Source organism: Sporosarcina sp. FSL W7-1349 (assembly GCF_038003045.1).
Classification (GTDB): domain Bacteria; phylum Bacillota; class Bacilli; order Bacillales_A; family Planococcaceae; genus Sporosarcina.
In genome coordinates this window covers 343,913-368,294 of sequence record NZ_JBBOOK010000001.1, presented here as the reverse complement: position 1 = coordinate 368,294, position 24,382 = coordinate 343,913, and the positions used below count along the sequence as shown (strand labels likewise).

The 24,382-nt window shown below is 42.3% G+C and carries 22 protein-coding genes and 1 pseudogene; 3 read left to right on the top strand and 20 right to left on the bottom strand.

The window, feature by feature from the left end:
* Window positions 1–8 precede the first annotated feature (8 nt).
* From tig to MKY41_RS01760, 10 genes are all read right to left on the bottom strand, one after another.
* Window positions 9–1,295 (bottom strand): trigger factor, encoded by a 1,287-nt coding sequence (tig, locus tag MKY41_RS01805; protein ID WP_340743422.1) that lies wholly within the window; start codon window positions 1,293–1,295, stop codon window positions 9–11.
* Window positions 1,296–1,595: 300 nt separating this feature from the next.
* The gene (locus tag MKY41_RS01800; protein WP_340743421.1) at window positions 1,596–2,570 is read right to left on the bottom strand and encodes a tetratricopeptide repeat protein; all 975 of its coding nucleotides are present in this window, start codon (window positions 2,568–2,570) and stop codon (window positions 1,596–1,598) included.
* Window positions 2,571–2,697: 127 nt separating this feature from the next.
* Window positions 2,698–2,964, bottom strand: coding sequence for a hypothetical protein (locus MKY41_RS01795; RefSeq protein ID WP_340743420.1), 267 nt, complete (start codon window positions 2,962–2,964; stop codon window positions 2,698–2,700).
* Window positions 2,965–3,099: 135 nt separating this feature from the next.
* Window positions 3,100–3,657 carry a 5' nucleotidase, NT5C type gene (locus MKY41_RS01790; RefSeq protein WP_340743419.1) on the bottom strand — a complete coding sequence of 186 codons (558 nt, stop codon included), beginning with the start codon at window positions 3,655–3,657 and terminating at the stop codon, window positions 3,100–3,102.
* Window positions 3,654–4,769: a bifunctional diaminohydroxyphosphoribosylaminopyrimidine deaminase/5-amino-6-(5-phosphoribosylamino)uracil reductase RibD gene (gene ribD, locus MKY41_RS01785; RefSeq protein WP_340743418.1), complete on the bottom strand. Its 1,116-nt coding sequence runs from the start codon at window positions 4,767–4,769 to the stop codon at window positions 3,654–3,656. The genes MKY41_RS01790 and ribD overlap by 4 nt, the downstream gene beginning before the upstream one ends.
* Window positions 4,762–5,517: a GTP cyclohydrolase II gene (locus MKY41_RS01780; RefSeq protein WP_340743417.1), complete on the bottom strand. Its 756-nt coding sequence runs from the start codon at window positions 5,515–5,517 to the stop codon at window positions 4,762–4,764. Before MKY41_RS01780 ends, ribD begins: the two co-directional genes overlap by 8 nt.
* 335 nt (window positions 5,518–5,852) lie before the next feature.
* Entirely contained in the window at window positions 5,853–7,532 is a 1,680-nt protein-coding gene (locus MKY41_RS01775) for an S-layer homology domain-containing protein (protein ID WP_340743416.1), read from the bottom strand.
* Window positions 7,533–7,691: 159 nt separating this feature from the next.
* Window positions 7,692–8,474 carry an SDR family NAD(P)-dependent oxidoreductase gene (locus MKY41_RS01770; protein ID WP_340743415.1) on the bottom strand — a complete coding sequence of 261 codons (783 nt, stop codon included), beginning with the start codon at window positions 8,472–8,474 and terminating at the stop codon, window positions 7,692–7,694.
* A gap of 57 nt (window positions 8,475–8,531) precedes the next feature.
* A complete protein-coding gene (locus MKY41_RS01765) occupies window positions 8,532–8,915 on the bottom strand; it encodes a MaoC/PaaZ C-terminal domain-containing protein (RefSeq protein WP_340743414.1) in 384 nt (127 codons plus the stop codon).
* Between the two features lie 57 nt (window positions 8,916–8,972).
* Entirely contained in the window at window positions 8,973–9,416 is a 444-nt protein-coding gene (locus MKY41_RS01760; RefSeq protein ID WP_340743413.1) for a MaoC family dehydratase N-terminal domain-containing protein, read from the bottom strand.
* Window positions 9,417–10,254: 838 nt separating this feature from the next.
* Here MKY41_RS01760 and MKY41_RS01755 point away from each other — a divergent pair.
* Entirely contained in the window at window positions 10,255–11,703 is a 1,449-nt protein-coding gene (locus MKY41_RS01755; protein ID WP_340743412.1) for a purine-cytosine permease family protein, read from the top strand.
* Window positions 11,704–11,945: 242 nt separating this feature from the next.
* Window positions 11,946–13,163 (top strand): CAP domain-containing protein, encoded by a 1,218-nt coding sequence (locus MKY41_RS01750; RefSeq protein WP_340743411.1) that lies wholly within the window; start codon window positions 11,946–11,948, stop codon window positions 13,161–13,163.
* A gap of 116 nt (window positions 13,164–13,279) precedes the next feature.
* Here MKY41_RS01750 and MKY41_RS01745 read toward each other — a convergent pair whose 3' ends face one another.
* Window positions 13,280–14,101, bottom strand: coding sequence for a MerR family transcriptional regulator (locus MKY41_RS01745; RefSeq protein ID WP_340743410.1), 822 nt, complete (start codon window positions 14,099–14,101; stop codon window positions 13,280–13,282).
* Window positions 14,102–14,244: 143 nt separating this feature from the next.
* Between MKY41_RS01745 and MKY41_RS01740 the strand changes: the two genes are divergently transcribed.
* The gene (locus MKY41_RS01740) at window positions 14,245–15,597 is read left to right on the top strand and encodes an MATE family efflux transporter (protein WP_340745605.1); all 1,353 of its coding nucleotides are present in this window, start codon (window positions 14,245–14,247) and stop codon (window positions 15,595–15,597) included.
* Window positions 15,598–15,879: 282 nt separating this feature from the next.
* Here the strand turns inward: MKY41_RS01740 and hpaD are convergent, their stop codons facing one another.
* From hpaD to MKY41_RS01695, 9 genes and pseudogenes are all read right to left on the bottom strand, one after another.
* A complete protein-coding gene (gene hpaD, locus MKY41_RS01735) occupies window positions 15,880–16,863 on the bottom strand; it encodes a 3,4-dihydroxyphenylacetate 2,3-dioxygenase (protein WP_340743409.1) in 984 nt (327 codons plus the stop codon).
* A 154-nt stretch (window positions 16,864–17,017) separates the two neighbouring features.
* Window positions 17,018–17,869 carry a 3-hydroxyacyl-CoA dehydrogenase family protein gene (locus MKY41_RS01730; RefSeq protein ID WP_340743408.1) on the bottom strand — a complete coding sequence of 284 codons (852 nt, stop codon included), beginning with the start codon at window positions 17,867–17,869 and terminating at the stop codon, window positions 17,018–17,020.
* The gene (locus MKY41_RS01725) at window positions 17,841–19,010 is read right to left on the bottom strand and encodes a thiolase family protein (RefSeq protein ID WP_340743407.1); all 1,170 of its coding nucleotides are present in this window, start codon (window positions 19,008–19,010) and stop codon (window positions 17,841–17,843) included. The genes MKY41_RS01730 and MKY41_RS01725 overlap by 29 nt, the downstream gene beginning before the upstream one ends.
* A 32-nt stretch (window positions 19,011–19,042) precedes the next feature.
* Window positions 19,043–19,627 carry a TetR/AcrR family transcriptional regulator gene (locus MKY41_RS01720; protein ID WP_340743406.1) on the bottom strand — a complete coding sequence of 195 codons (585 nt, stop codon included), beginning with the start codon at window positions 19,625–19,627 and terminating at the stop codon, window positions 19,043–19,045.
* 537 nt (window positions 19,628–20,164) lie between these two features.
* Window positions 20,165–20,946 (bottom strand): annotated as a pseudogene (locus MKY41_RS01715) (SDR family NAD(P)-dependent oxidoreductase).
* Between the two features lie 47 nt (window positions 20,947–20,993).
* On the bottom strand, window positions 20,994–21,698 hold the full coding sequence (locus tag MKY41_RS01710; RefSeq protein ID WP_340743404.1) for an ABC transporter ATP-binding protein: 705 nt from the start codon (window positions 21,696–21,698) through the stop codon (window positions 20,994–20,996).
* Window positions 21,682–22,461 carry an ABC transporter ATP-binding protein gene (locus tag MKY41_RS01705; protein WP_340743403.1) on the bottom strand — a complete coding sequence of 260 codons (780 nt, stop codon included), beginning with the start codon at window positions 22,459–22,461 and terminating at the stop codon, window positions 21,682–21,684. Before MKY41_RS01705 ends, MKY41_RS01710 begins: the two co-directional genes overlap by 17 nt.
* On the bottom strand, window positions 22,445–23,473 hold the full coding sequence (locus MKY41_RS01700; protein ID WP_340743402.1) for a branched-chain amino acid ABC transporter permease: 1,029 nt from the start codon (window positions 23,471–23,473) through the stop codon (window positions 22,445–22,447). Before MKY41_RS01700 ends, MKY41_RS01705 begins: the two co-directional genes overlap by 17 nt.
* Window positions 23,474–23,503: 30 nt before the next feature.
* Complete coding sequence (locus tag MKY41_RS01695) at window positions 23,504–24,367, bottom strand: branched-chain amino acid ABC transporter permease (RefSeq protein ID WP_340743401.1); 864 nt, start codon at window positions 24,365–24,367, stop codon at window positions 23,504–23,506.
* Window positions 24,368–24,382 lie beyond the last annotated feature (15 nt).

The following is a 24,382-nucleotide window of genomic DNA, read 5'->3' as shown; positions in this document are numbered from 1 at the left end:
AAACTTGCTTATTCGGTAATTTTGGCGTTATCGACTAGCAGCTCAACTGTTTTGCTGAAACGAAGATCGTTTTCAAGCATGGATGTTCCACCAAGTGTCGCTTTGATCTGGTCGATTTCCATTCCGAATTGCTCTGACATTTTTTGAAGTTCTGCGTTGATCTCTTCTTCAGTCACTTCAATGTTCTCCGCTTTGCCGATTGCTTCTAGCGTAAGGGATACGCGTACACGTTGCAATGCGTCATCGCGCATTTGTGAACGAAGGGCTTCTTCATCTTGTCCTGAGAATTGGAAGTACAGGTCAAGATTCATGCCTTGCATTTGAAGACGTTGTGCAAACTCGTCCATCATGCGATTGACTTCCGTTTCCACCATCACTTCTGGGATATCGACTTCAGCATTACGCGCTGCCGCTTCCACAAGATCATCGCGCAAAGAAGTATCCGATGCCGCTTTTTTCTCTTCTGCCGTTTTCTCCTTCAATTTCACACGAAGTGCATCCAAGTTTTCGACTTCTTCATCGATTTCCTTCGCTAATTCATCATCTAGCTCCGGAAGTTCCTTCGATTTGATTTCGTGAATTTTCACTTTAAAGACGGCTGGTTTACCAGCAAGCTCAGCAGCGTGGTACTCTTCAGGGAAGGTTACTTCAACGTCTTTTTCTTCACCTGTTTTCAAGCCGATCAATTGCTCCTCGAATCCAGGGATGAAAGAACCGGAACCGATCGCGAGATCATACTGCTCTGCTTTTCCGCCTTCGAATGCTTCGCCGTCGACGAAACCTTCAAAGTCAAGATTGACCGTGTCGCCATCTGCGACTACTCCGTCTTCTTTGACGATCATTTCAGCAAATGCCTGCTGGCGGTCTTTTAGCTGCTCTTCGATTTCTTCGTCCGTCACTTCTGTGTTTTGGCGTGTCACTTCCAGACCTTTATAGTCTCCTAGCTTCACTTCCGGTTTCAATGTAACGACTGCTTTGAAGATAAGGGATTTCCCTTTCTCCATTTGCTCGATGTCGATTTCCGGACGGTCGATTGGTTCGATGTCGGCTTCCTCGACTGCGTTTGCATACGCGTCTGGAAGGATGAAATCAAGAGCGTCATTGTATAAAGCTTCTACGCCGTACATTTTCTCGAACATTTTGCGCGGCATTTTCCCTTTACGGAATCCAGGCGCTTGGACTTGTTTCACAACTTTTTTAAACGCTTTGTCAAGACCTGCGTCGACTTCTTCCGCTGCAACTTCAACAGTGAGCGTCCCTTTATTTCCTTCTTGTTTTTCCCATTTAACTGACATAACCAAAAACCTCCGAATCATTTTAGACAATATGTTTTCTCACGTATATCTGAATTCAGTAGAAGATCCCCACTTCTATTAAGTGATAGGATGAATGCAAGCGATTTTCTGCTCAGCGGGTTTTCATACACCCACTGAAATTCAGATATAGCCTCCGGCGGATGTCATGGACTTTGGAAGTGATAACACTATTCAAAATCAAGACGCCATCCGAGGCGTGATTAATTCTCATTGACAACCATTTCAGTATATCACAGTCTCTTCATCTTTCAACAGATTTCCTTCAACCGAATTGCAGTTTTAGAACTCCGAGCCCTCGTCGACTTCCCGGATGCGCGTCATCAACTCGGTATCCGCTAACGGCACCCCATCAAATAGCCAATCCAAATAGGATTTATACGCCGCCGCAATCTCCTCCGGCGGAAAATCCCCCCAACCAAATGGAAATGTGAGAAACGAATATTTCTTAATCAGCCCTTTTGCCAGTTCAAGCTGGGATGGGTCTTTCATTAACATCATCTCGATTTGGCGCAGTACCTCCACAGTTTGCTCGTCTTCTGTCGGCAAATCGAATTGCGTAGGAATGATCGTGCGGGCCGATCCGTACTTCCGAATGGTCACTTCGCCATCGTAGCCTGCCTGTTGAAGAAGAATGAGAGCAAATGTGATGACGAGCGGAGCCACTTCTTCCCGCTCCACCACTTCGACGAGGAAAGGAATCAGATGCGTCACCTCGGTCCCCTCCATGGAAGCCAAGGTCATCTGTTGGGCATCCCGATCCCATTGCAGGAATTCCTCTACCGAATAAGGCATCGGTGCAGGATCCGTTTCCTTTTCAGGTGGATAACGCTTCATGAGGCGCTCATTCAATTCCCGCAAATACTGGAACTTGTTCAACAGCTCTTGGGGGACCGCCCCTTCTTCCAGCAAGGCCCCAATCGTCATTTCCACCTCCTCGTACTCCTGCAACTGCATGCTGATCGTCAAATACAGTTCCATTGCATCCACATAATCGGCTGTCCCGCTATGCAGCAAGCGGCTCGCCACGTCTTTTGCCCGGGTGAAATCCTTCGTCTCATACAAGGCGACTGCGTAAGGTCCAAGAAACTCCACGGAATCCGGTTCATAACGGACGGCTTGGTCAAACGCTTCCACCGCCTTGTCGAACTGCGCTCTCTCCACGTATGTATATCCTTTTTCGACAAGCTTTTCATATGTCCCCGGAAATACGATCATATTCCCTTTCTTCCGAAGTCTCCCGTACTTCCTTCGCATCAACCTGTCACCTTCTTTCCTTCCTCCAATATAGCACAGACATTCTACATTATTAAATAAAAACCTATCCTTTTCGAAAAGGACGAAAAAAAGACCACTTCCCCGGAATTTTTAAGGGAAGTGGCACCTATTGAACGGAAAAAGTTTCCGAGCCGACAGCACTTTCAAAAAAGATGTCTTCTATATATATTGAATTAGAAAATTTCATCTCACCGTTGTTTTCCGTTCCAAATTTTCGTTTGCGACGAAAGCGCAGCGACAGGAGCAGGCGGGCGCTTTCCGCGGGCATGGCTTCAGCCAATCGAACAGCGAAGGGTTCGACTTGCCGTATTTCCGCGCACTTTGCGGAAATTAAGGCATCCTGTGCTGCCAAACGCTGCGCTTTTTGGCGCAAAAGCCGTTCTGCGTTACGGCTTTTCCTGCGGGGTCTTCAGCTCATGCTATTCCCGCAGGAGTCGCCCGCCTTCCACTCCAATCAACTATAGTCCCCATGAAAAATTAAAATTCAGCCTATTTATTTTACGTGAAGTTACAGCAATTCGAATAGTTCGGTCCAACCTGTAATCCGGGGGATGTCCAGATGTTTGTTATAGGATTGTGTCTTCGCAAACACTTGTAACGTGCCGTCCCTTAATGTGTCAAGAACGGCGGGTTTGTCATCGAAGTAATAGTCCAGTTCCAATTCTTTGATGATATGTACCTTGTCTTCATCCTTCATTCCACAAAAAAACCGATCTGGGCGAACCGGAAATCCGTTGTCCATCATCCATTCCATCGTTCGCTCGCCATGTACTCCCGGTCTTGCCGTAATATAATAGATTTCATGCCCTTCCCTCGCAAGCCGCTGCAAAGTTTCGACTGCATCCGGATAAGGCGGACAAGAGGTGAAATAAATTTCTTCCATTGAACTGCCCCACATCTCACTGCCTTGTTCGGCTGTCATGCCAAAAAGCTCGTGAATCTCAACCTTCTCCAAAGCATGAAACAGTTCTATCTCCACATTCTGGTTCAATTTTTTATTGTACAGATGAAACGCATACTCCCTCAGATTAATCAACGTATCATCGATATCAAAACCGAATCTCATTTAACACCCTCAGTTTGCTTAGTAGTATATTTCGGATAACCCGTGAATTTGAAGTCTTTTCCTATTTGTGTAATCTGAAGATGTTCCAAATCCACCGCATCCCGCATCAATTCAACGCCCGTTCCTTCTAGGAAAGTAGGGGCTTGTGCGCCGCCAACCAGTTTAGGCGCAAGATAGATTTCCACTTTGTCGACGAGCTGGTTTTCCAGGAAAGCCGCATGGATCGTGCCGCCGCCTTCAATCAAAACCGAAGAAATCAGTTTTTCACCGAGAATCCGCACGACATCATTCGGATCCACTTGCTGGGCGCCGGAAGTCGGGAAAATGGAAACGCCCCGTTTCTCCAATTCTTTCTTGGCATCCTGGTCATATTCCTGCGCCGTGAAAATCCATGTTTCCGCCTGTCCATCGGTCACAACCTTCGAATTCAGCGGAATCCGCAATGTGGAGTCCAAAATAAGGCGGATCGGATTGCGGCCATTCGGAATTCTTGTTGTCAATTCGGGATCATCTTCGATTACGGTCGTAACGCCAACTAAAATCGCCATATGTTCATTGCGCAACAGATGGACATCCTGTCTCGCTTCGGCGGATGTGATCCACTTGCTGTCCGCCGTATGGGTGGCAATTTTTCCGTCCAATGTGCTTCCGGCTTTCATCGTAATGAAAGGCTTCTGTTCAACAATGAATTTATTGAAGACTTCATTCATCATGCGGGATTCCTCTTCCATTACCCCGACGAGCACTTCGATTCCCGCATCTTCCAACATTTTAACTCCATTTCCGGCAACAACCGGATTCGGGTCCAATGTGGCAATGACTGCCTTTTGTATTCCCGCTTCGACAATAGCCTTCGCGCACGGCCCTGTCCGCCCGAAATGCGAGCATGGCTCAAGCGTGACATAAATCGTGCTGCCTTTCGCCTTGTCGCCAGCCATTCCGATCGCATGGATTTCCGCATGGGGTTCCCCAGCTTTCAAATGCGTGCCGATTCCGACAATGCGGTTATCATTCACGATGACCGACCCGACGAGAGGATTCGGATCCGTCTGCCCTTTCATCGCACGTGCATTCTCAAGAGCCAACTTCATATAAAATTCATGGTTAGTCATTTGGACAAGCCCCTTCTTCTCCAATATGTCCGGAACGCAGGACTTTGGTTTGCAAATAGTTCGCATTGAACTCCGATTTGTCGCCCCATAACGGTTCGCGTCCCGCTATCGGAAGACCAGCTTGCTGGAGCGCTTCCAGTTTCTTTGGATTATTGGTCATGAGCTTAACGGGCTTGGAGCGCAATGTTTTGAGAACACGGATGGCGTCATCATAATTTCTGGAGTCATCGACGAATCCGAGGCTTTCATTCGCCTCCACTGTATCGTGGCCGTTTTCCTGGAGCACATAAGCCATCGCCTTGCTGAACAAACCGATTCCCCGGCCTTCATGATCGGCTAAATAAAACAACGCACCCGTTCCATGATCGACGATGTTTTGCATCGATTGTTTTAATTGATAGCCGCAATCGCATCTTTTACTGCCGAAGATGTCTCCTGTATGACAAATGGAATGCATGCGGATCAGCGCATCATCCGCTTCTTGAAAGTCTCCATAGACGAGCACGCTGGACTGTTGATAGTCCGCCAAATTAGCGGTCGCCAGCTGATCGATGATTTCCTGGTAATCTTCGGTTACAAGACTATGACGCAACCAACAATACCATTGAAAAATGACCGTTTCCCCATATAGGTTCACCGGCAGTTTGATGGGACCGACCAAATAGATGGCCCCCTCGTCCGCCTCGATCAATTGTATTTTTCCTTGTAAGACAGCAAGCGCGTTTGATTCCAGCTTCGTTTGCAGCATAAAATCATTCCTTCTATCTAAAATTTATAGTGATGGGCAAACGATGCCCTTTGGTTTTCATTCACAGTCACCTATGCTATTAGACACAGAATGACGTTACCATGATAGCATAGGAGAAAATGTTTTACGAAGTTTTGGATTTGGGATGAATGAAAGCTATTACAAACAATTGGTTTCTATTTTATATGTATGAATTAGAGAGAGGGATAACGACATGACTTCGCCCATTTTGAAGGAATATTGGTCACGCGAAAAAGCCGACGTCTATAAGACCCCGGCCTTTCCTCCGTCCATATTAAGCGATGTCCACGGGATGTAGGATGTAGCTCGATTGTTTAAGATTTCAATTCCAATGTTCGTAATAAGAACACCGAGAAATGCTGTCTTGTGACTGGATCGTTTGGCATGAATTTTCCGTTTGACCCTATGGTGATCCCATTGCTTGCTAGAATTTGAATATATTCATAAAAGCTATTTGCTGGATTCACATCACTGAAAAGCATCCCTTCGCCATTCATTTTTAAATCAAACGTATTCACTAAAATTTTTGCTAGTTGTGCGCGCGTCAAGTTTGACCCGGGATTTAGGTATGAACCGTTTCCGTCAATGATCCCGGCTTCATAAAAAGCTTTCATTTCCGGGTAATTTGGATGCTTGACAGTTACATCCTTGAAAGTTTTCATTGCACGTATTTTTGACAATGATAATCCCTCAACACGGTTTAGTAAAGCAAAGACATGCTTTCGTTGAATCGCTTCATGCGGATGGAACGTGCCATCCATATACCCTTTATTGATACCTAATTGTGCAAGTGCTTCAATTGGTTCGTAATACAAATGTGTCGCGGGAACGTCAGAAAAGCTTTCGATACGCAACTTGATATTATACCCTTCATAGCCTTTTCTTCCTCCGTGGCGTGAGTAATAAATCAAATAATACGTCCCGGCTTCCAACTCTTTTGTCGTAATGATTTTACTCGTGTCACTGTTTACGTAACCGAGATATGGCAACTGTACACCGTTTTCATCTAAAAAAGTGAGTTCCCCTAAAGTTCCAGGTGAATCGGCAATAAACGTCACTTTTGCATCCTTCGCCAATGTGTACTTGTAATAATCGTGCGTCTGCGAATGGGCATAAGGTGAACTGTACCAAAAGCCATTATATGTTTTGTTATTTTCGAGCACATCGGCTCTTGCTATACTCGTATTGCGCCCACTTTCCCAATCCTGTTCGTTTAACGGTACAAAATAAGTTGTAAACGTGTATTTAGCAATGGCTTGTTTTGTGTTTCCTAAACGAATATTAAAATAGTACGTGCCTGGTTGGAGTAAGACTTCGATATCATTCAAATTGCCGTAAAAACTTGTTAAGGAGAATCTGTTTACATCCTTCTCATCGATAATAGTCATATCAAAATGGGCATTCCCGACCGATGTGCCTTCTGTCTTTTGCAGCTGAACCTTTACTTTCCCAAATGTCGGGACTTCTACTTTGTATAGGTCATTATCATTTGAAAAAACTGAGCCATTCAAATCGCCTTGGTAGGTTTCACCGATATTATAGGGGGTTGCCGTTGATTTTCCGTTATTTGGCTCCAAATCATTCCCTACAATTGGACCCGTTTTAAAGCTCACGGCATAATCACCTTGAGAATCCACCCCCGTACCAGCAACCTTGACTCGATATGTGCCTTTTTTAAAATTCACGGGTAGCACCGTTTTTTCTTGATCGTCATCGGCACGATAGGTTGATATAGATGCAATTTTCTGCTCCATGCTGTCAAACAACATCACGTTATAATCTGTAAGAAAACTATACTCGTGTTCATCTTCATTATCTTTTAATGTAAATGTCACTCGTGCATCTTCTTCAATTGTAATGGTGTTTGTATCGACCACTTTTGGCATAAAAGTACCTGTGATTACGTCACCTTCTTGCCAACTGGCAGCTTGGACATCAGACATCGTCAGCAGAAAAGAAAACAAACCGAACGCTAAAATTATAGACTTCTTCACAATAACACCTCTACACATATCAATTTCTATATAGTAATAGAAAGGTTTTTTAATGTATAGAGGTATATAATGTATATTTTCAATTTATTTTTTCATCTAATAAAAAAACTTCTAGAAGCGATATAAAATGCCGATCGACCGGCTCGGATGCAAGGATATTTATAAAACTCCAGCCTTTCCTCCATCAATATTAAGTGATGTCCCCGAGATGTAGGAAGCAGCGTCGGAGACGAGAAATGCAATCGCTTTGGCCGCTTCTTCCGTCTCCCCGATCCGACCTAGCGGAATTTGGTGTCTATCATCATGGCTGTATTCTTCGAAAGTCAGATCCGGCGCAGTCTTTTTCCACAGCTTTTCGATTTGATCACTTCGGATCAGTCCGATGCAAACCGTATTGACGCGGATGTTATCCGGTCCCAAATCTTTGCTCATCGCCTTCGTCAACGCCATTCCCGCAGCCCTGCTGACAGTAGTTGGCAACGAAGAGGCGGATGGCGTTTTGGCGATGGCTGCCGTTACATTCAAAATGGCGCCGCCTCCCTTTTCACGCATGAACGGGATTGCGGCTTTGGCACAATGAATGGCCCCGAATAATTTCAAGTCGAGATCATATTGCCAAAGAGAGGCATCCACCTCTTCAAAGGGATTCGCTGAACTCGTCCCGGCGTTATTCACCAAAATATCCACCCCGCCAAAATGACTTGCTGTCTCATTGACGATGCGCTTGCAATCTTCTTCCACCGTAACATCCCCCACTACATGCAGTGGTCGGGTTCCTGTCTTTTCATAGATTTTTTGGGAAGCTTCCAGTAGTGCTTCTTCGTTTCTTCCACAGATCGCTACTTTCGCACCTTCTCCAGCTAAGGTAAGGGCCGTTTCAAAACCGATTCCTTTACTTCCACCTGTAATAAGCGCGACTTTATCCTTCAATCCTAAATCCATTTTACACACACCTTTCTTTTTTAGTACGTTTTATTCAATAAATACTCAGCAAGATTCCTATTCTTTAATAACTTCGAATCGTCCGTCGAGCTTCGTTTCTTCCTCGCTTGCGACAATCACCTTACCGATTAACCACACTTCGCCGTCCCGTTCCACCTCTTCCAATACACTTCCTGAAATCGTCAATTTCTCCCCAGGACGGGTCATCTTTTTGAATCTCACCTTAAAATTACGAAGATTTTTGCGTGGAAACCATTGCGCAAGGGCTTGTCCGGCAAATCCCATTGCCAACATTCCATGAGCGATCACGCCTCCCAATCCAGCCGCCTCTCCAACAGGGACAACGGTATGGATGGGATTAAAATCACCAGAGGCTCCCGCATATTTGACGAGTTGTTGATGTGTGATTTCGGGTTTTTCAATCGGTTCTAATATTTGCATAGAAAATCCTCCTTTTTCATCATGGACTTCTGTTCACTTTCATCCAATATAAACGAATTACATCCGTTCAATGACCACACTCTTCGATAGGAGTACTACTTCCATTTGTTGATTCACAAATTCCCCTTCTAATGTCACTAGCCGCATTGCCCGTTTCACTTCATCCGCTTTCACACGTATCTGCCCCGTAATTTCATCGCCTGCACAAATATCCTTGAGATACGTATATTCCTGCTCGCCATGGAGCACTTTCAGCGGATTCATTTCAAGCACTTCGAAAAGCGCTTCAAAATCGAGGCCTCCCCACATCTCAAGCACCGTCGGAAAGGTGGGAGGAATCGGGACATCTCTAAATCCTACCGCACGTGCGGTCTCCACGTCATAATAAAGAGGGTTGTCATCCCCTATGGCGAGCGCGAATTCTTTAATTTTTCCCCGTTCGACCACAAATTGAAGCGAGCCAATCGTTACCCCTACCTTATTTACTGCTTTGTTTGTCATACTCTCACTCCCCAAATATGATTTCATAGACATATCTCTCCCAAAAGCTAACCTGTTACCCATTATACTATAATGAGTATTCAATGAAATTATTATAGTCTGATATTTCGAGGTAATATGACTGCTAATGGAGGCATACAGAACCGATAAGCCGGAAAAAACCGTATCAAGGGCAAGAAACCAGAATTTGTTTCTTTGGATAAGTTAGCAAAAATAAATAAAAAGGGACCGACAGTATCTAATCCTAAGATTCTGTCGGTCCTTGTTTTTTAATTCAATAACATCTTCTATATTAATAGCCATATGGACGGTTATATGGTTGGTGATAGTAAGGATAACGATTGTAGGGATAGCGGTAGTACGGCGGGTAGATTGGATAGGTTGGATAAAATGGGTAAAATGGATATTGAAAATGCGGACGTCGTCTTCTGTGACGTCTCCCATAATCGTCGTAATCAAAATCAAATCGCACCATTATTTTTTCCTCCTTTGCTTTCGATTTAGAATATGCTATATACGACTAGAAAGCCTCTACTTTCGCCTATATTTAATATCGTTACCCCATGAAATTATATAGGAAAATAGTACGACTTGGTGAAGAAAATCCATTATTTAAACAGAAATATGTTAAAATATAAAGCAGAGTGATCTGATCCGCTCCAGCAGACGTCTGGGTGGAAGTAATCACTGCTTTTTTTGTCCGTGGTGAATCAACAGAATGCTGACGTCCTCTTAGCTTGAAAACCGCTTTTTTCCTCCATAAGATCTGCAGCACCCCCTGTCTACTGTTCACTGAGACAAAGAATGTTAAAAAAGAATATAGAAAGGACTTGATTGAATGCGATCTGATATTACTGCAGATCAACATGTACGAGAACGAGACTTACGAGAAAAAAACTTACGAGAACCTAGTTTACGCCACGGAGAAGAAACAACGGGTGACTATTCATTTGACCGTGTCCCACGTGAAGAACGTAAAATGGGATGGTTAAGCATCACCAATATCACATTCGGCATCGCAACTGCTATTTTCTATTTCCAGATGGGCAGCGTCATGGCATTGCAATTTGGAGCAGCGAATGCCATCATTTCGGCAACCTATGCCATTATTGTCGCAGGCCTCCTCGGAAGCTTCATCGTTTATCTGTCAGCAAAATCCGGCATGAACGTCAATTTATTATCCCGCGGAGGATTCGGTTACATCGGGGCCTCCTTAACCTCATTAATCTACGCCTCGAATTTCATCATGTATTGTGCCTTTGAAGGCATGATCTTGGTCACTGCTGTCCATGCTTATTTCCCCGCCATCCCCATGTGGCTCTTGATTGTCGTCTTCGGTTCAGTGGTCATTCCATTAAACTGGTTCGGCATTAAACAATTGGACAAACTACAAAAATGGTCATTGCCGCTTTTCGCCGTCTTCTTGATCACCGCAATTGTCCTCACGTTCAACCGCACGTCACTGTACGACGGCAGTTTCTGGACCTATATGCCCGAAGGCGTCCAAATCGGTGGAACGGCATTGCTGTTATGCATAGGAATGCAGCACGGCATTATGGGACTAACCGCGTTGATCGCATCGGATTACGCACGTTTTTTAAAACCGAAAGACTTGAAAATCGGTTCCATCGCCATCGGTTTTATTCCACAAATTTTCTGTTTTGGCGTGATGGGCGGCCTCGGGATTTGGTTCGGTGTCACACTTGGTGAATCAAACCCGGGCGTTTACATTGTCGTCCTATTAGGGCTCGGCGGTGTGTTGTTTACATTGCTCACACAGATCCGCATCAACGTCACCAATATTTACAGCAGCTCGCTGTCCCTATCGAGCTTTTTTGAAAACGTATTCGGCTTTACGCCAGGCCGCCGTTTCTGGGTAGTCGTGGGAGGCGTCACAGCTATGATCCTGATGCTCGGTGGCATTATCGATCATCTCGATACCGCTATGACTTTCCAAGGCGTCGCATTGATGAGTTGGGCGGCGGTTCTGGTGACCGATGCACTGGTCCTCAAGAAATGGCTGAAAATCGGTCCTCGCTATTACGAATCGCGACAGGAAAATCTATATAAATGGAATCCAGTCGGGGTTGTATCGTTGATCGTGCCGACTGTACTTGGGACGATTGCCGCGCTCGGCTATATGGGCACATTCCTGCAAAGTACGGCAGCGTTCTTCGCAGCACTCCTGGCTGCAATTTTGACCATCGTCCTCGGCATCACGACGAAAGGTCGTTATTATATGAAGAAAGAAGCGAATGATATCCCGAAAGAAGATTGGATTGCCTAAAAATGAATACCATGGAAAAACCGCACTTCGGCTTAATGCTCAGGGTGCGGTTTTTGTTTGGGATAGAAAATTATCCTGCCAAAAGACACATACACTTTTCTAGTCGAAATAGCTATTCCAAAAGTCATTTAATTTACCGTTTTACACCACTTTTTCATCACATAGATTTATCCCGACAACCATAGCCAATCCCTACCAAATGTACTATGCTATAGTTACCGGATAAACAAGGGGGAATGGGAATGGGAATGGAAAGACTGTATAGAAAATTAATCTACAGTTGCATGGTAATCATTAGCGTCATAACAATTGGGATTATCGTGCCATCTGTCACAGAAGCGGCAAATCCAATTGATACATACAACGCTGAACGCCAATCATTAGTAACAGAGCAAAATAAGGTTTCTCAGCAAATAAAGAACGATCAAGCAAAATTAAATTCTTTGCTGACTACTAATAAAACGCTAACCTTGGATGCTCAAAAAATAAGAGCCGAACTAGACGTCTTGCAATCAAAATTCACAGCTCAGCGAAAACAAATCTCAACTTTGAATCAACAGATAAAAGATTACCGGAAAAATAACAACGCCCTATTAAAGGGGTCAAAAAATCAAAAAGCGGAATACTCGAAGGGATTAGCCGCATTACAAGATAAATATAAGCAACTTCAAACAAAAGCGGCCTCTCTTAAAAATGAAATTACAAAGATCAATCAAAAGTATACCGAGATAAAAAACAAATTAAACCGAAACAGAAACGATATTGCTGCCGCCCGTAAGTCAATTGCTTCAAAAAGACAGGCATTGGGGAAAATTACATCTGCCATTCAAGCACTGAATAACAAAATTTCCGTTGAACAAGCCCCTGTATCGAATAAAAACGACAGTCAGACAACTAGCAATAATAATGGGAAAGTCAATGAACAACCTGCAGCTACAAAAAAGCCTTATTTAGTCGATTCAGACACTCTTACAGAAGATGAAAAAGAGCTTGCCCGCTTAATTAACGAATATCGTGAATCATTGGGACTCAAGCCATTACCTATCTCAAAATCAATGACAACAGTCGCAAGAACCCATGTGAATGATTCCATCCACTACTACAATAAGAACAGTGTTGACGGCCGTGGCGAAAGTTGTAATTTACACAGTTGGTCAGCCAACGGGACATGGAGCCCTGTATGTTATACCGGCGATCATGAATATGCAGAAGGAATGTGGAATAAACCAAAAGAACTTACAAGCTATCAAGGAAACGGATTTGAAATATCTGCTTACGCCAGCCCAAAATTGAGCCCTGCTGGGACACTTGGCCTTTGGCAAGGCTCTCCTGGTCATAACAACGTCATTATTGGAAACGGATTTTGGGCAGACTTGACCGTAATGGGCGTCGGCATACACGACGGATATGCCCATGTATGGTTTGGAGTGGAAGCGGACCCCGCTGGATATATGGAATAAACGAATCGAAAAAGCGACCTGTCTGCTATCTGGGGACAGGTCGCGTTTCATTTACTTAGTAATGGTTATGAAGTGCTTTAAGAAAACTAAAACGGTTGAAAAAAGGAGCAGCTTGCTTACTTTTCTTCTACTTGTATCATTATTTTTGTTACATAATTATTTTCCCCACTTACACTTACCTCATCAATTACATACTCCTCAAAACTATCACCACAAATACGATACCCTTCCTTATCCAAATAATTTTTCATTTTTTTATAGGTTTCTTGAATCGTCACATAACTTCCTTTATGATAGCCAACAACGTATTTTCCGGCTTTTTTGATAAAAGGTTCTGCTAAATCAGATTGAGCCACACGCATATAAAAATGCGAATAATTCCAGTAATCTCCCTCCTCTACCTGCTCTTGACGAATCAAACCTCCAATAGGATAGCCAGTATCAAGTCTTTCTCGCTTTGTATATTTAATAAACGACATAATCAACTTCGTAAATTCTTTATCAGAGCAGTTTAAAATACTTTCACTTAATACATAGTATTCTGTTCCCATTTTTTCTATTGTAAACCGATCAAAATTCAACCGTAATGCTTCTTCAATATGCTTTTTCTTGTTTTGTATAATTAGCTGTGTACGCTGCATTTTCATGATTTTCTTTTTCATCATCTCTTCTTTTTCCGTTAATAATGCAATGGTTTCCTTTGGTGTTTTGAAATGTAAAAAGTTTTTAATTTCTGCTAAAGGCATACCAATTTCTTTTAGCATTTCAATCACGCTAAAAACCTCTGCTTGTTGAACGGAATAATAGCGATACCCATTTTCGTTTTTATACTCTGGTTTTAAAAGACCGATTTCATCATAATGAAAAAGCGTTTGCTTTTTCACACCACATAAATCTGCAAATTCTCCTGTCGCAAAAAGTTTTTTTGTAAACCCCAATTTTTCACCTCTTCACTCTTGACTATACGGTAACCGAATACTTTATCATCATAGCATAAAAGGAAAAAAAGGCATTTAAAAACGGAGCAGACTTCGAAGAATTTAAACTTTAGGTGGTACTTTTTGTGAAAAACAATTATTCAATGATGCAAACAATGGAGCCTCGAAAATTATTTACAAAGTATTTAATTCCGTCTTTATCTGGAATGGTATTGATGGCTATCAATATTTTAATCGATGGACTATTCGTCAGTTATGGTGTTGGAGAAAAAGGGCTAGCGGGTGTTAACATCGCAGTGCCGATTTACTCGGTTATTTTGTCTGTTTCTCTATGGATAGGCATGGGTGGTGCCACGTTGTATTCCATTACACATGGTCAAAACAATCACCACCGTGCGAAAGAAATATTTACACATTCTATTATTCTTGCGATTACGACAACAGGATTGATTATTGTATTCTGTCTATTGTTTGAGCAGCCGATTGCTTATTTATTCGGAGCAAATGACTCGATTATTTCATATGTTGACGGTTATCTTCACATAATTCTTTTGTTTGGGCTTGTATTTGTACTTGAGAATATTTTAAGTATTTTTATTCGAAACGACGGAAATCCTACGCTTGCGATGGCAGGATTAATTGTGACATCTGTTGTGAATATTTTTTTAAATTACTTTTTTATCTTCATTTTTCAATGGGGAGTAAAAGGGGCTGCTTATGCAACAGTAATCGGGGCGTTTATAGGAATCCTTGTTTTACTTACACACTTCTTATCAAAGAAAAAACAATTAGGATTCGTTCACGTGAAACTTGATTTTTCCTTAGTCGGTCACATCTTCTCCATTGGTTTTCCGAGTTTTATCGTGGAAGGTTCAGCTGCAGTGATGATGGTTGCATTTAACATAACATTTAGCCGTTTTGTCGGGGAAACGGGGGTTGTGGCTTATGCAGTTGTCAACTATATGCATACGGTTTTTCTTATGCTCTTTATCGGGATAGGAGCAGCCCTGCAACCTATTACAAGTTACCATTATGGTGCAAAACTTCATCAACGTATGAAACAATTTATTCGGATTGCGATTATAACAGCATTTGGCCTTGGAGCAACTGTATTTATGATTGGATTGTTCGGAAAAGGAGTTATTATTGACCTATTCGGGATCGATATTCCCGAAATCGTCGATTTTACGAAAATTGGGATTGTCTACTTTTTTGCGGGTTATCTGTTTTTAGGGATCAACATGGTCTTTGTGGAATTTTATCAATCCATCGGAAAAATCCGCCTTGCAACATGGATTGTCTTAAATCGTAGCCTACTCTTATTCATCCCTTTAATTTGGATTTTACCGAATCTCTTCGGTCCTAATGCAATTTGGCTCGTCTTTCCTGCATCTGAGGGATTAACGGTTCTTCTCATTTACCTAGCGTTAAAATTCAATAGGATAGAACTCGTGCATTTAGACATGACGGGGCTACACAAAAGTAGGGGTAATTGATTTTAAAACCATAAAATAATAAAATAATAAAAACTTGGTATAGAAGTAAGAGTTCCTTTCGGAAAAATGTTACCTAGTCACTTTCCACATTGGGCACAAACTGACGAAAAAAGACGGTCAAAAGCGCGTTCTTTCGCTTTTGACCGTTTTACTTTTTTATTTCTTATCAACGATTTTGTAGAACTCGTGTGTTCGATTCCACACAGCAATGCCAGTAGTGCCCTCGCTTTGTTGAATTCGTACACATAGATCTGTTGCGTTCCCGCCGCCAACCCAATACATTTAAATGACAAATTCCGGCTTACGCTTCGCCAGTTTCGGCGCTTTCATCGGCACTTCCTTGCCACTGATCACATCAAGGACGGTGGATGCTTCGTTGAACCAGCAGTCTGGCGCTTCGTGGCCCCAGAATGTTTGACGCATAGGGTCATCGATGTCCCAGCGGATCGGCTTGAAGTCGGGATCACTTGTCAGATAGTCGCCGCTGTAAAACTCCAGTCGGTGTCCGTCCGGATCTCTCAAGTATAGGAAAAATGCGTTGGACAATCCGTGACGCCCAGGCCCTCTTTCTATGCTTTTCCCATAACCTGAAGCTGCCAGCACATCGCATGCGTGAATCAAGGCAAGCGGATCAGGGAGCCAAAACCCTACATGGTGCAAACGCGGACCATCCCCGTTCATGAATGCTTGATCATGGACGGTTTGCTTGCGGTGAAGCCAGGTAGCCCACACTTCTCCCTCTTTAGTATCCGTATACTCGGAGCACGCAAAGCCCAATTCCTTCATATAGAATTCCTGAGCTTTTTCCACGTCTTCCACCATGCAGTTGAAGTGATCTATTCTTTGGATGCGAGCCCCTCTGTATAAGTCATAGCGCTGAAGAAGCCGTTCTACATGATCCATCTTAGCGAAAAATTCTATCGGAAGCCCGGAGACATCCTGCACACGGAGTGTACGCCCCATGGCACGCTGCTCGCCTTCCTTGATCCATTTCGTCTGAAAGCCTTTTTCCGTAAAATAATTATCCAAAGCGATTAGATCTGCATCGGACGCCACTTTGTATCCGAGCGCTTCCACGACGGGTTTCTTCGCTTTTTTCAAGTGAATGCTGTGGTGATTATATTCTTCGAGCCCTCTCAAATAAAGATTCTCGGAATCCGATTCCGTTTCAATAAAACCGAGTGTATCCACGTAAAATTTTCTTGAAGCGTCCAGGTCAGTCACATGTAAAACGGTACGTGCACATCGAATAATATTGAAATCCATCTTTTTTTCACCCTTTTTTCTAGTTAGTTTGAAAGTTATATATATGAATATAGCTGCAGACAAATGACTTGCATAATTAGCGCCAGCGCCCTCGTACCACTCTGGTACATACACACTAAAGAGTGTATTTTCTGGTACTTAGGAGCCACTTCTTTTATGAGTACACATAAAATCCTTTACCGGATTTCTTTCCTAAATGCCCCGCCCCTACCATTCTTTTCAATAATGGACATGGTCGATATTTCGAATCATTGAAGCCTTCATACAAGCTTTCGATTGTAAATAGCAAGACGTCGACGCCTAAAGAATCGATAAGTCTCAAAGGCCCGATTGGATGGTTTGCGCCGAGCATCAAGCCGCGGTCAATTTCCTCTGGATCATTGCCTTCCATGACGAGATACGCAGCTTCATTCAAAAAGGGAACTAATGCGCGATTCACCGTAAATCCAGGTAAGTCTTTTGCGATAATCAATTCTTTTCCAATCTGTTCCCCAAATTCCCGTACCTTTTCTATTGTTTCCTCTGATGTATTGATTCCACGTACAATTTCTACTAGCCGCATTGAAGGTACCGGGCTGAAAAAATGCATACCGACCACTTGAGCCGGCCTAGTTGTCACGCTGCTCATGGCAGCAATCGATAAAGACGATGTATTGCTTGCGAGAATGGCTTGTGGCGGCAATAGTTCATCTAACCTCTTGAAAACCGCTTGCTTGATCTCCATTTTTTCGGGTACGGCTTCAATCGCCAATATACAATGCTTTCCCTCATTCATATCTGTGGAAAATAGTATATTGCCGAGAATTGATTGAACCTCCGTCTCCGAATGCTTCCTTTCATGCGCTTTTACAATTCGCTGTTGGGCACGTTCCAATTCTCGAGCATTTTGATCTACTAATGTGACATGTACCCCATTTTCCGCAAGGACATGCGCTATCCCCGCTCCCATCAAGCCTCCTCCTACAACGAGTACATTCTCAAACAACTTCGAGGATTGCGGCTGCACCTTGTCCACCACCTACACATAATGAACCGATTCCTTTGTGTAGTCCTTGTCTTTTTAGTTCATGTAATAATGTGACGATGATACGAGCCCCTGATGCGCCTACCGGATGACCCAAAGCGATGGCTCCCCCGTTCACATTTAATTTTCCGAGCGGAATATTGAGTTCTATGTTGACGGCAAGTACTTGGGCGGCAAATGCCTCATTAATTTCAAAAAGGTCGATGTCATCCATATTCATCTCGGATTTGTCAAGCGCTTTCAAAATGGCCGGGACGGGTCCGATTCCCATAACCGATGGCTGTACTCCGCATGTAGCCGTCGCAACAATTTTCGCTAAGGGCTTCAGATTCAGGCGTTTTAATGCCTTCTCGGAGACGAGCAGAACAGCTGCTGCACCATCATTTAAACCTGATGCATTGCCAGCCGTTACGGTACCTTCCTTTTTAAAGGCGGGTTTTAAATTTTCCAACCGTTCGAGCGATGTACTGCGCGGATGTTCGTCAACACTGAAATATTCATCCTCCCGTTTACCAGGTACCGGTACGATTTCCTCTACAAATCGATTTTCCTCGATGGCCCGCAATGCCTTTTCCTGGCTTTCCAATGCAAACGCATCTTGTGCTTCCCGTGAAATGCCATAGCGGTCCACTAGATTTTCTGCCGTGAGGCCCATATGATAATCTTCCATTGCACAGACTAATCCGTCATGAAGCAACGCATCGACGACGGGTGTATTTCCTAGACGTGTCCCCCACCTACTTTGCAGCATCAAATGCGGGACATTTGTCATGCTTTCAATGCCACCTGCTACAACGATATCACTTTGACCGCTTCGAATATTATTCGCCCCTTGAATGATGGCTGTTAGACCCGAAGCGCATTGCATATCGATCGTCATCGCCGAAACGGAAATGGGCAGTCCAGTACGAATCCCTATTTGGCGTGCCGGATTGCCTTTCAATCCATGTTTAAACACATTGCCGATTAGAATTTCGTCCACTTCTTCCTTTACTGCCGGAAGATCATGCAATAATTCATTCACGACAAATTCACCTAGCTGCACAGCGGAATATGATTTTAATGATTGTCCAAACGTCCCGATTGCCGTTCGTTTGGCTGCCACAATATATACGTTTTCCATCAACATCACAACCTTTTTAAATTTAGTTTAGGCTAAAAAAACATGCCGTCCTTTAAAATTCGAAAGAAAATATCAACAATTTCATCAACGTCAAATCTTCCTTCCGGTTGGTACCATTGATATGCCCAGTTGCACATTCCTAGAATGGCCAATGTCATGATTTCCGGATCTAAATCCTTTCTAAATGTGCCATTCTCCATTTCATCCTTCGTATTATCCAATATCATACTATGGTAATAATCTCTTTTTATTTTTATTTCTTCATAGTGAGACGGACTTAAATAGGCCATCTCCTTATAAAAAACAATAACATTCGATTTGTAATGATGAATCGTTTCTAATAAAGCTTTTATAATTCCATATAGTTTTTCTTGTGAATCTTGCCTTTCGTTTACTAAACTCTCCGTTTTTCTTATTAGGTAAGTAATCATTTCATCATGTATATAATATAGTAATTCTTCTTTATTTTTAAAGTAGTAATAAAATGACCCTTTTGTTATTCCCAATGGTTGTACAATATCTTGAATCGAACATTTATGATATCCTTGCTTTTCAAATAATTCAGCAGCCATTTTAATCATTTCTTTTTTGGGATCCATCATAGCATTTACCTTCAACTTCCAAATCTCCTCCATCAAAAAATTTCTACTAGCCGTTCAGCAAGATCGTCCATCACACCGAATGATTTGATCGCACAACGAGCTTAGAAAATAGAACTTCAAATTACTACTACCTCTATCCTGATTTAAATACCCTAAATCATAATCCGATACATTATTTACAGAGAAATCGACTACTGAAAAGAATCTATTATCGCCTTGGATATAAGAGGTGTATAACTTGCATAGTAAGTGTTTTACCAAATCATTAGGAATAATAGACGATTAGGTATAAAGCTTTAACCCCGTAGCGTTGTTTTGGTCATCACCGTCAAAATTATTCTATAAAGTTAATTTTAACCAGTAATAAGGAGTCATTCCCCATGTATCCTTGGTTTCGTTACCTATGACATTACCAAAAGAAGGGCTCTTTTTCACGTTAAATCTGTTTCGTCTGTGGGATGGAATGTCTATTTTCAAGCACTTGGAAATCCTGACTTCTGAAAGATTGGAGTTTAGGTTATGAATAATTCAGGCTACCTTATTCTATTTGATTTATAAATGATACGCATCACCACTATCACCAAATGCCGTCCATCCCCCATCAACAGGTAAACAAACCCCATTTATATATGTAGCCTTATTTGATGATAAAAATAATACAGCATTCGCAATATCCAATGGTTGCCTAATTTTCCGCTAGGTATTCTACGTTTTAGTTTATCATGTACAATTCTAGTATTCGATAATATATCTTGTACTAAAGGAGTCATGATATAACCTGGAGCTACTGCATTCACATTAATTTGATACTGTGCCCATTCGGAGGCAAGGGAACGGGTAAACGCTATGATTCCTGCCTTCGCTGCGCCATAGGCATTCCTTTGCGGTAAACCTGTCAGACCGGCAATAGAAGATATATTTACAATCTTTCCGTACCTTTCCTTGATCATATGTGAGCCTACCAATTTGCTGAAAAGGAAGGTGCCGCGCAGATGAACATCTATTATCTTTTGCCAATATTCGATATCTTGCTCAAGTGTTGGGACAATGGAATCCGCAATCCCCGCATTATTAACCAGAACATCAATTTTGTTAAAAGTTTTTATCGCCAAATCAACCGTGTGTTTTGCATGTTCTATGTTGCTGACATCGCCTTCCACACCTATCACACTTCCCCCATTTTCCTTGATCTGTTCGGTAACATGATTCAATTTTTCCGCATCTATGTCGGTTATAACTAGGGAAGCCCCTTCTTGAGCATACTGTAAAGCTATTTCTTTCCCCAAGCCACTTCCAGCCCCGGTGACTATTACCGCTTTCTCAAGAAACTGCATTTACATCATCCTTCCCGATGTTTCTTTACTATTTTCCTTACGGATTTTTAGACAGCGATATATTTCTTTTTCAGTTCAGGCTGCCGGTCAAATTCTTCCCATGTACCTTCGAAGATAACTCTTCCTTGATCCATTAAATAAACGTATTGTGTCAAGTTTCTCGAAAAATTAATGTTCTGTTCTGCCAATAGTATTCCTATCCCCAACTCCTGAATGACTTTGGCAATGGTCTCCCTCAGTGATTGGACGATAATAGGGGCTAGTCCTTCGGTAGGCTCATCCAAAAGTACAATTTTAGGCTTTGACATGATAGTGCGGGCAATCGAAACTACTTGCTGTTCACCTCCGCTTAATTGACCACCCTTTCTATTTTTGAACTTCTCCATCAACGGGAATAACTCCATTATTTCATCAATATCATAAGGTTCTATCCTTTTTTTCGATCCATATTGGCCAATTTGGAGGTTGTCGGCAACTGTTAAATCAGCAAATATCCTACGATCTTCTGGCACATATCCTAATCCCATACGAGCTAAATGGTATGGCTTTTTTCCAGAAATATTGCTTTCATTAAAAATTATTTCTCCCTTTACTTTAGGTTCTACATTCATAATGCTTTTTAGCGTAGTGGATTTTCCTGCACCATTTCTTCCTAATAGCGCAACTCCTTGCTTCGCACCTACGTTAAGGGAGATATTTTGGATAATATAGCTACTCCCGTAATAAGCCTCTAGATTACGTATTTGCAACATCTTGTCCATCCTCCTTCCCCAAATACAGTTCTTTCACTAGCTCATTCGATTGAATTTCCTCAGGTTTACCTGTAACGATAACTTGTCCGCGACTCAAAACAGTAATTCGATGAGAAATCGAAAAAACTAAGTCCATATTGTGTTCGGTTAATAAAATAGTGGGTCGATATAATTCATGAATCTTTTTTATTAACTTCACCGTTTCTATCGTATCTTCAGGCGACATTCCGGCAGTTGGTTCATCTAAGAGCAACAATTTGGGCTCAAAAGCAATAGCGATAGCAATTTCAAGTCTTTTTTTATCCCCATGGGAAATGTTTTTCACATTTTTTTCTCTTTGCTCATACAACCCTACTTCCTTCAGAAACTCCTCGGTCTTTTTCATAGAAGCAGCTGAAGGTTTCCAAAACCCTTTAGCCTTTAATCTATCTTTCCACTTTTCCTCAATGCGAAGTGAAACAAGTAGATTCTCTTCGATCGATAACCCAGGAAATACTTTTGGTACTTGGAAAGCTCTACTCATTCCCATTCTTGTTCTTTTCCAAGCGGGAATTTTATTTACCATTTGTCCTCCAAACCAGACTTCCCCTTCCGTAGGTTCAAGTTCACCTGAGATAACGCCAAAAAACGTACTCTTCCCGGCTCCGTTCGGACCAATGATCGAATGTATTTCAGAGTTTTCCAATGAAAAATTCACATTAGTCAATGCGGTTATCTCGGGCCACACCTTAGATACATTTCTCACCTCAAGTGCCTTCGTCATAAACTACTACCTCCTTATCCACTTCCTTTTGATTTTTTTCCATCTTATATTTACTGAGCTTCGTCCTCTTCGTACGAATGATGTCTATCAATCCTAAAACTCCTTTTGGCAATACAAGTATGACAATAAGTAACATCAAACCGATCAGTAAATTGGAAGCATCCGAGAAAGATGCTGTTGCATACCGGAAAAACTCGTAAATAAAAGCCCCCACGGTCGGACCAAGAAAGTATGCATACCCTCCAAAAAGAGTAATGATAATAGGTGTAGCTGAGTTCGTCCACGAAGCAAGATCCGCTGTAATAATGCTCGTTAACGGTGCTGATAATCCGCCTGCCACTCCTGCGAACATTCCAGAAATAATGAAAGCGATTAACCGATACCGCTTCACATTAACTCCTAAAAACTCTGCTCGAACCGGGTCTTCTTTAATAGAAATGAGAGTTTTGCCAAACCTGCTGTTCACAACAACCCACAAAATCAAAAAAGAGAGCAGAACAGTAACCAATATTGCAAAATAATAATAAGGCATTCCCGCTAGTTTTAAATCCCATCCAAAAAAGTTCATATTGGGCGCTTTGATGCCCGCAATCCCATTTTGTCCACCAGCCCAATTGGACTTGTAAAATACTTGGTATACTAATTCACCCAATGCAAGCGTCAAAATCCCAAAATAGATACCCGCTGTTCGTAATGCAATAAATCCGAGTACTAAAGCGGCGATGGCACTAATTAAAGCTGCCAGCCCTAATCCTAAAAAGAATGAGGGAACCACATTCAAAAACAAAGAAACCGTATAAGCTCCGATAGCAAAATAGGCTGCCTGTCCAAATGAAACCATCCCTGTATAACCAAATATGAGGTTGAAGCTAGTCGCAAATAACGCACTAATCAAGATACTTGATAATCGATAAATAATACTGCCATCCAAAAAAACCGGTGCGAGGGCAAGAATAAATACTATAACAATCCCAAATAGAATCATCTTATTCTGTTTGTTCTTATATTCCAATGTAATCCTCCTTAAGAAGCAGAATCAAAGTTACGCTAATATCCCTTTTGGCTTTATTAACAGAATAATTACCATGCTGAGAAAAAAAGCAACACCGGCTAAAAAAGGAACAAAGCTAGTAACATAAGAATCGATTACGGAAAGTAATAGGGCGGCTAGCAGTGCACCCGGGATACTCCCCAATCCTCCAACGACGACAACCCCAAACGCTTGAATAATGAATGTCATGGCTAAACCCGGTGTTAATACTGTTGTGGGGGCTGAAATAACCCCCGCAATACCAGCTAAGAAGGCTCCAAACATAAAAACAGATGTAAATATAAGAGGCACATTCACCCCTAAGGCATTTGTCATTTTATAATCCGCGGCGGCAGCCCTAATTAATTTTCCAAATGACGTTTTTTGAATTATAAAAAACAGTGATCCGGCTACAATTACTCCTGTAATTACAACTACAATTGAATATGTTGGAATGACCATATCCATAAAAGTAAATCCGCTTTCCAGTCCTTGTGGATGACTTACGGTTAGGTAACTCCCGCCCCAAACTAAATGAGTGGCCCCTTCAAGAATCAGGAGAATCGCAAAGGTCGCGATCAATGCGAATATTTCTTCTACCTTATAGATTCTTCTTAAAATAAACGTTTCAACAATTCCGCCTAAAACAGCAACTGCTATTCCCGAGGCAAGTGTAACTAGTATGAAAACAACAGGAGAAATGATGGCTCCCTTTGTCAGAGAATAACCCACATAAGCCCCGATCATAAAAAGCGCACCATGTGAAAAGTTTAAAATTCCTAAAACCCCAAAAATTAAAGTCAACCCCGAGGCAATCAAGAATAATAACATTCCCTGTGACAGACCATTTATTAGCGGAAGTAAAATTGTAGTCAACTTTTTCCCCTCCCA

Bases quoted from the DNA above. Each gene is read 5' to 3' on its own strand.
- MKY41_RS01755 (WP_340743412.1), top strand. From the start codon at position 10,255: ATGCGATCTGATATTACTGCAGATCAACATGTACGAGAACGAGACTTA.
- MKY41_RS01765 (WP_340743414.1), bottom strand. From the start codon at position 8,915: ATGCAAATATTAGAACCGATTGAAAAACCCGAAATCACACATCAACAA.
- MKY41_RS01725 (WP_340743407.1), bottom strand. From the start codon at position 19,010: ATGGAAAACGTATATATTGTGGCAGCCAAACGAACGGCAATCGGGACG.
- MKY41_RS01750 (WP_340743411.1), top strand. From the start codon at position 11,946: ATGGGAATGGAAAGACTGTATAGAAAATTAATCTACAGTTGCATGGTA.
- hpaD (WP_340743409.1), bottom strand. From the start codon at position 16,863: ATGGATTTCAATATTATTCGATGTGCACGTACCGTTTTACATGTGACT.
- MKY41_RS01705 (WP_340743403.1), bottom strand. From the start codon at position 22,461: ATGACGAAGGCACTTGAGGTGAGAAATGTATCTAAGGTGTGGCCCGAG.
- MKY41_RS01740 (WP_340745605.1), top strand. From the start codon at position 14,245: ATGATGCAAACAATGGAGCCTCGAAAATTATTTACAAAGTATTTAATT.
- MKY41_RS01770 (WP_340743415.1), bottom strand. From the start codon at position 8,474: ATGGATTTAGGATTGAAGGATAAAGTCGCGCTTATTACAGGTGGAAGT.
- MKY41_RS01710 (WP_340743404.1), bottom strand. From the start codon at position 21,698: ATGTTGCAAATACGTAATCTAGAGGCTTATTACGGGAGTAGCTATATT.
- MKY41_RS01800 (WP_340743421.1), bottom strand. From the start codon at position 2,570: ATGCGAAGGAAGTACGGGAGACTTCGGAAGAAAGGGAATATGATCGTA.
- MKY41_RS01790 (WP_340743419.1), bottom strand. From the start codon at position 3,657: ATGAGATTCGGTTTTGATATCGATGATACGTTGATTAATCTGAGGGAG.
- MKY41_RS01760 (WP_340743413.1), bottom strand. From the start codon at position 9,416: ATGACAAACAAAGCAGTAAATAAGGTAGGGGTAACGATTGGCTCGCTT.
- tig (WP_340743422.1), bottom strand. From the start codon at position 1,295: ATGTCAGTTAAATGGGAAAAACAAGAAGGAAATAAAGGGACGCTCACT.
- MKY41_RS01780 (WP_340743417.1), bottom strand. From the start codon at position 5,517: ATGCTGCAAACGAAGCTGGAATCAAACGCGCTTGCTGTCTTACAAGGA.
- ribD (WP_340743418.1), bottom strand. From the start codon at position 4,769: ATGACTAACCATGAATTTTATATGAAGTTGGCTCTTGAGAATGCACGT.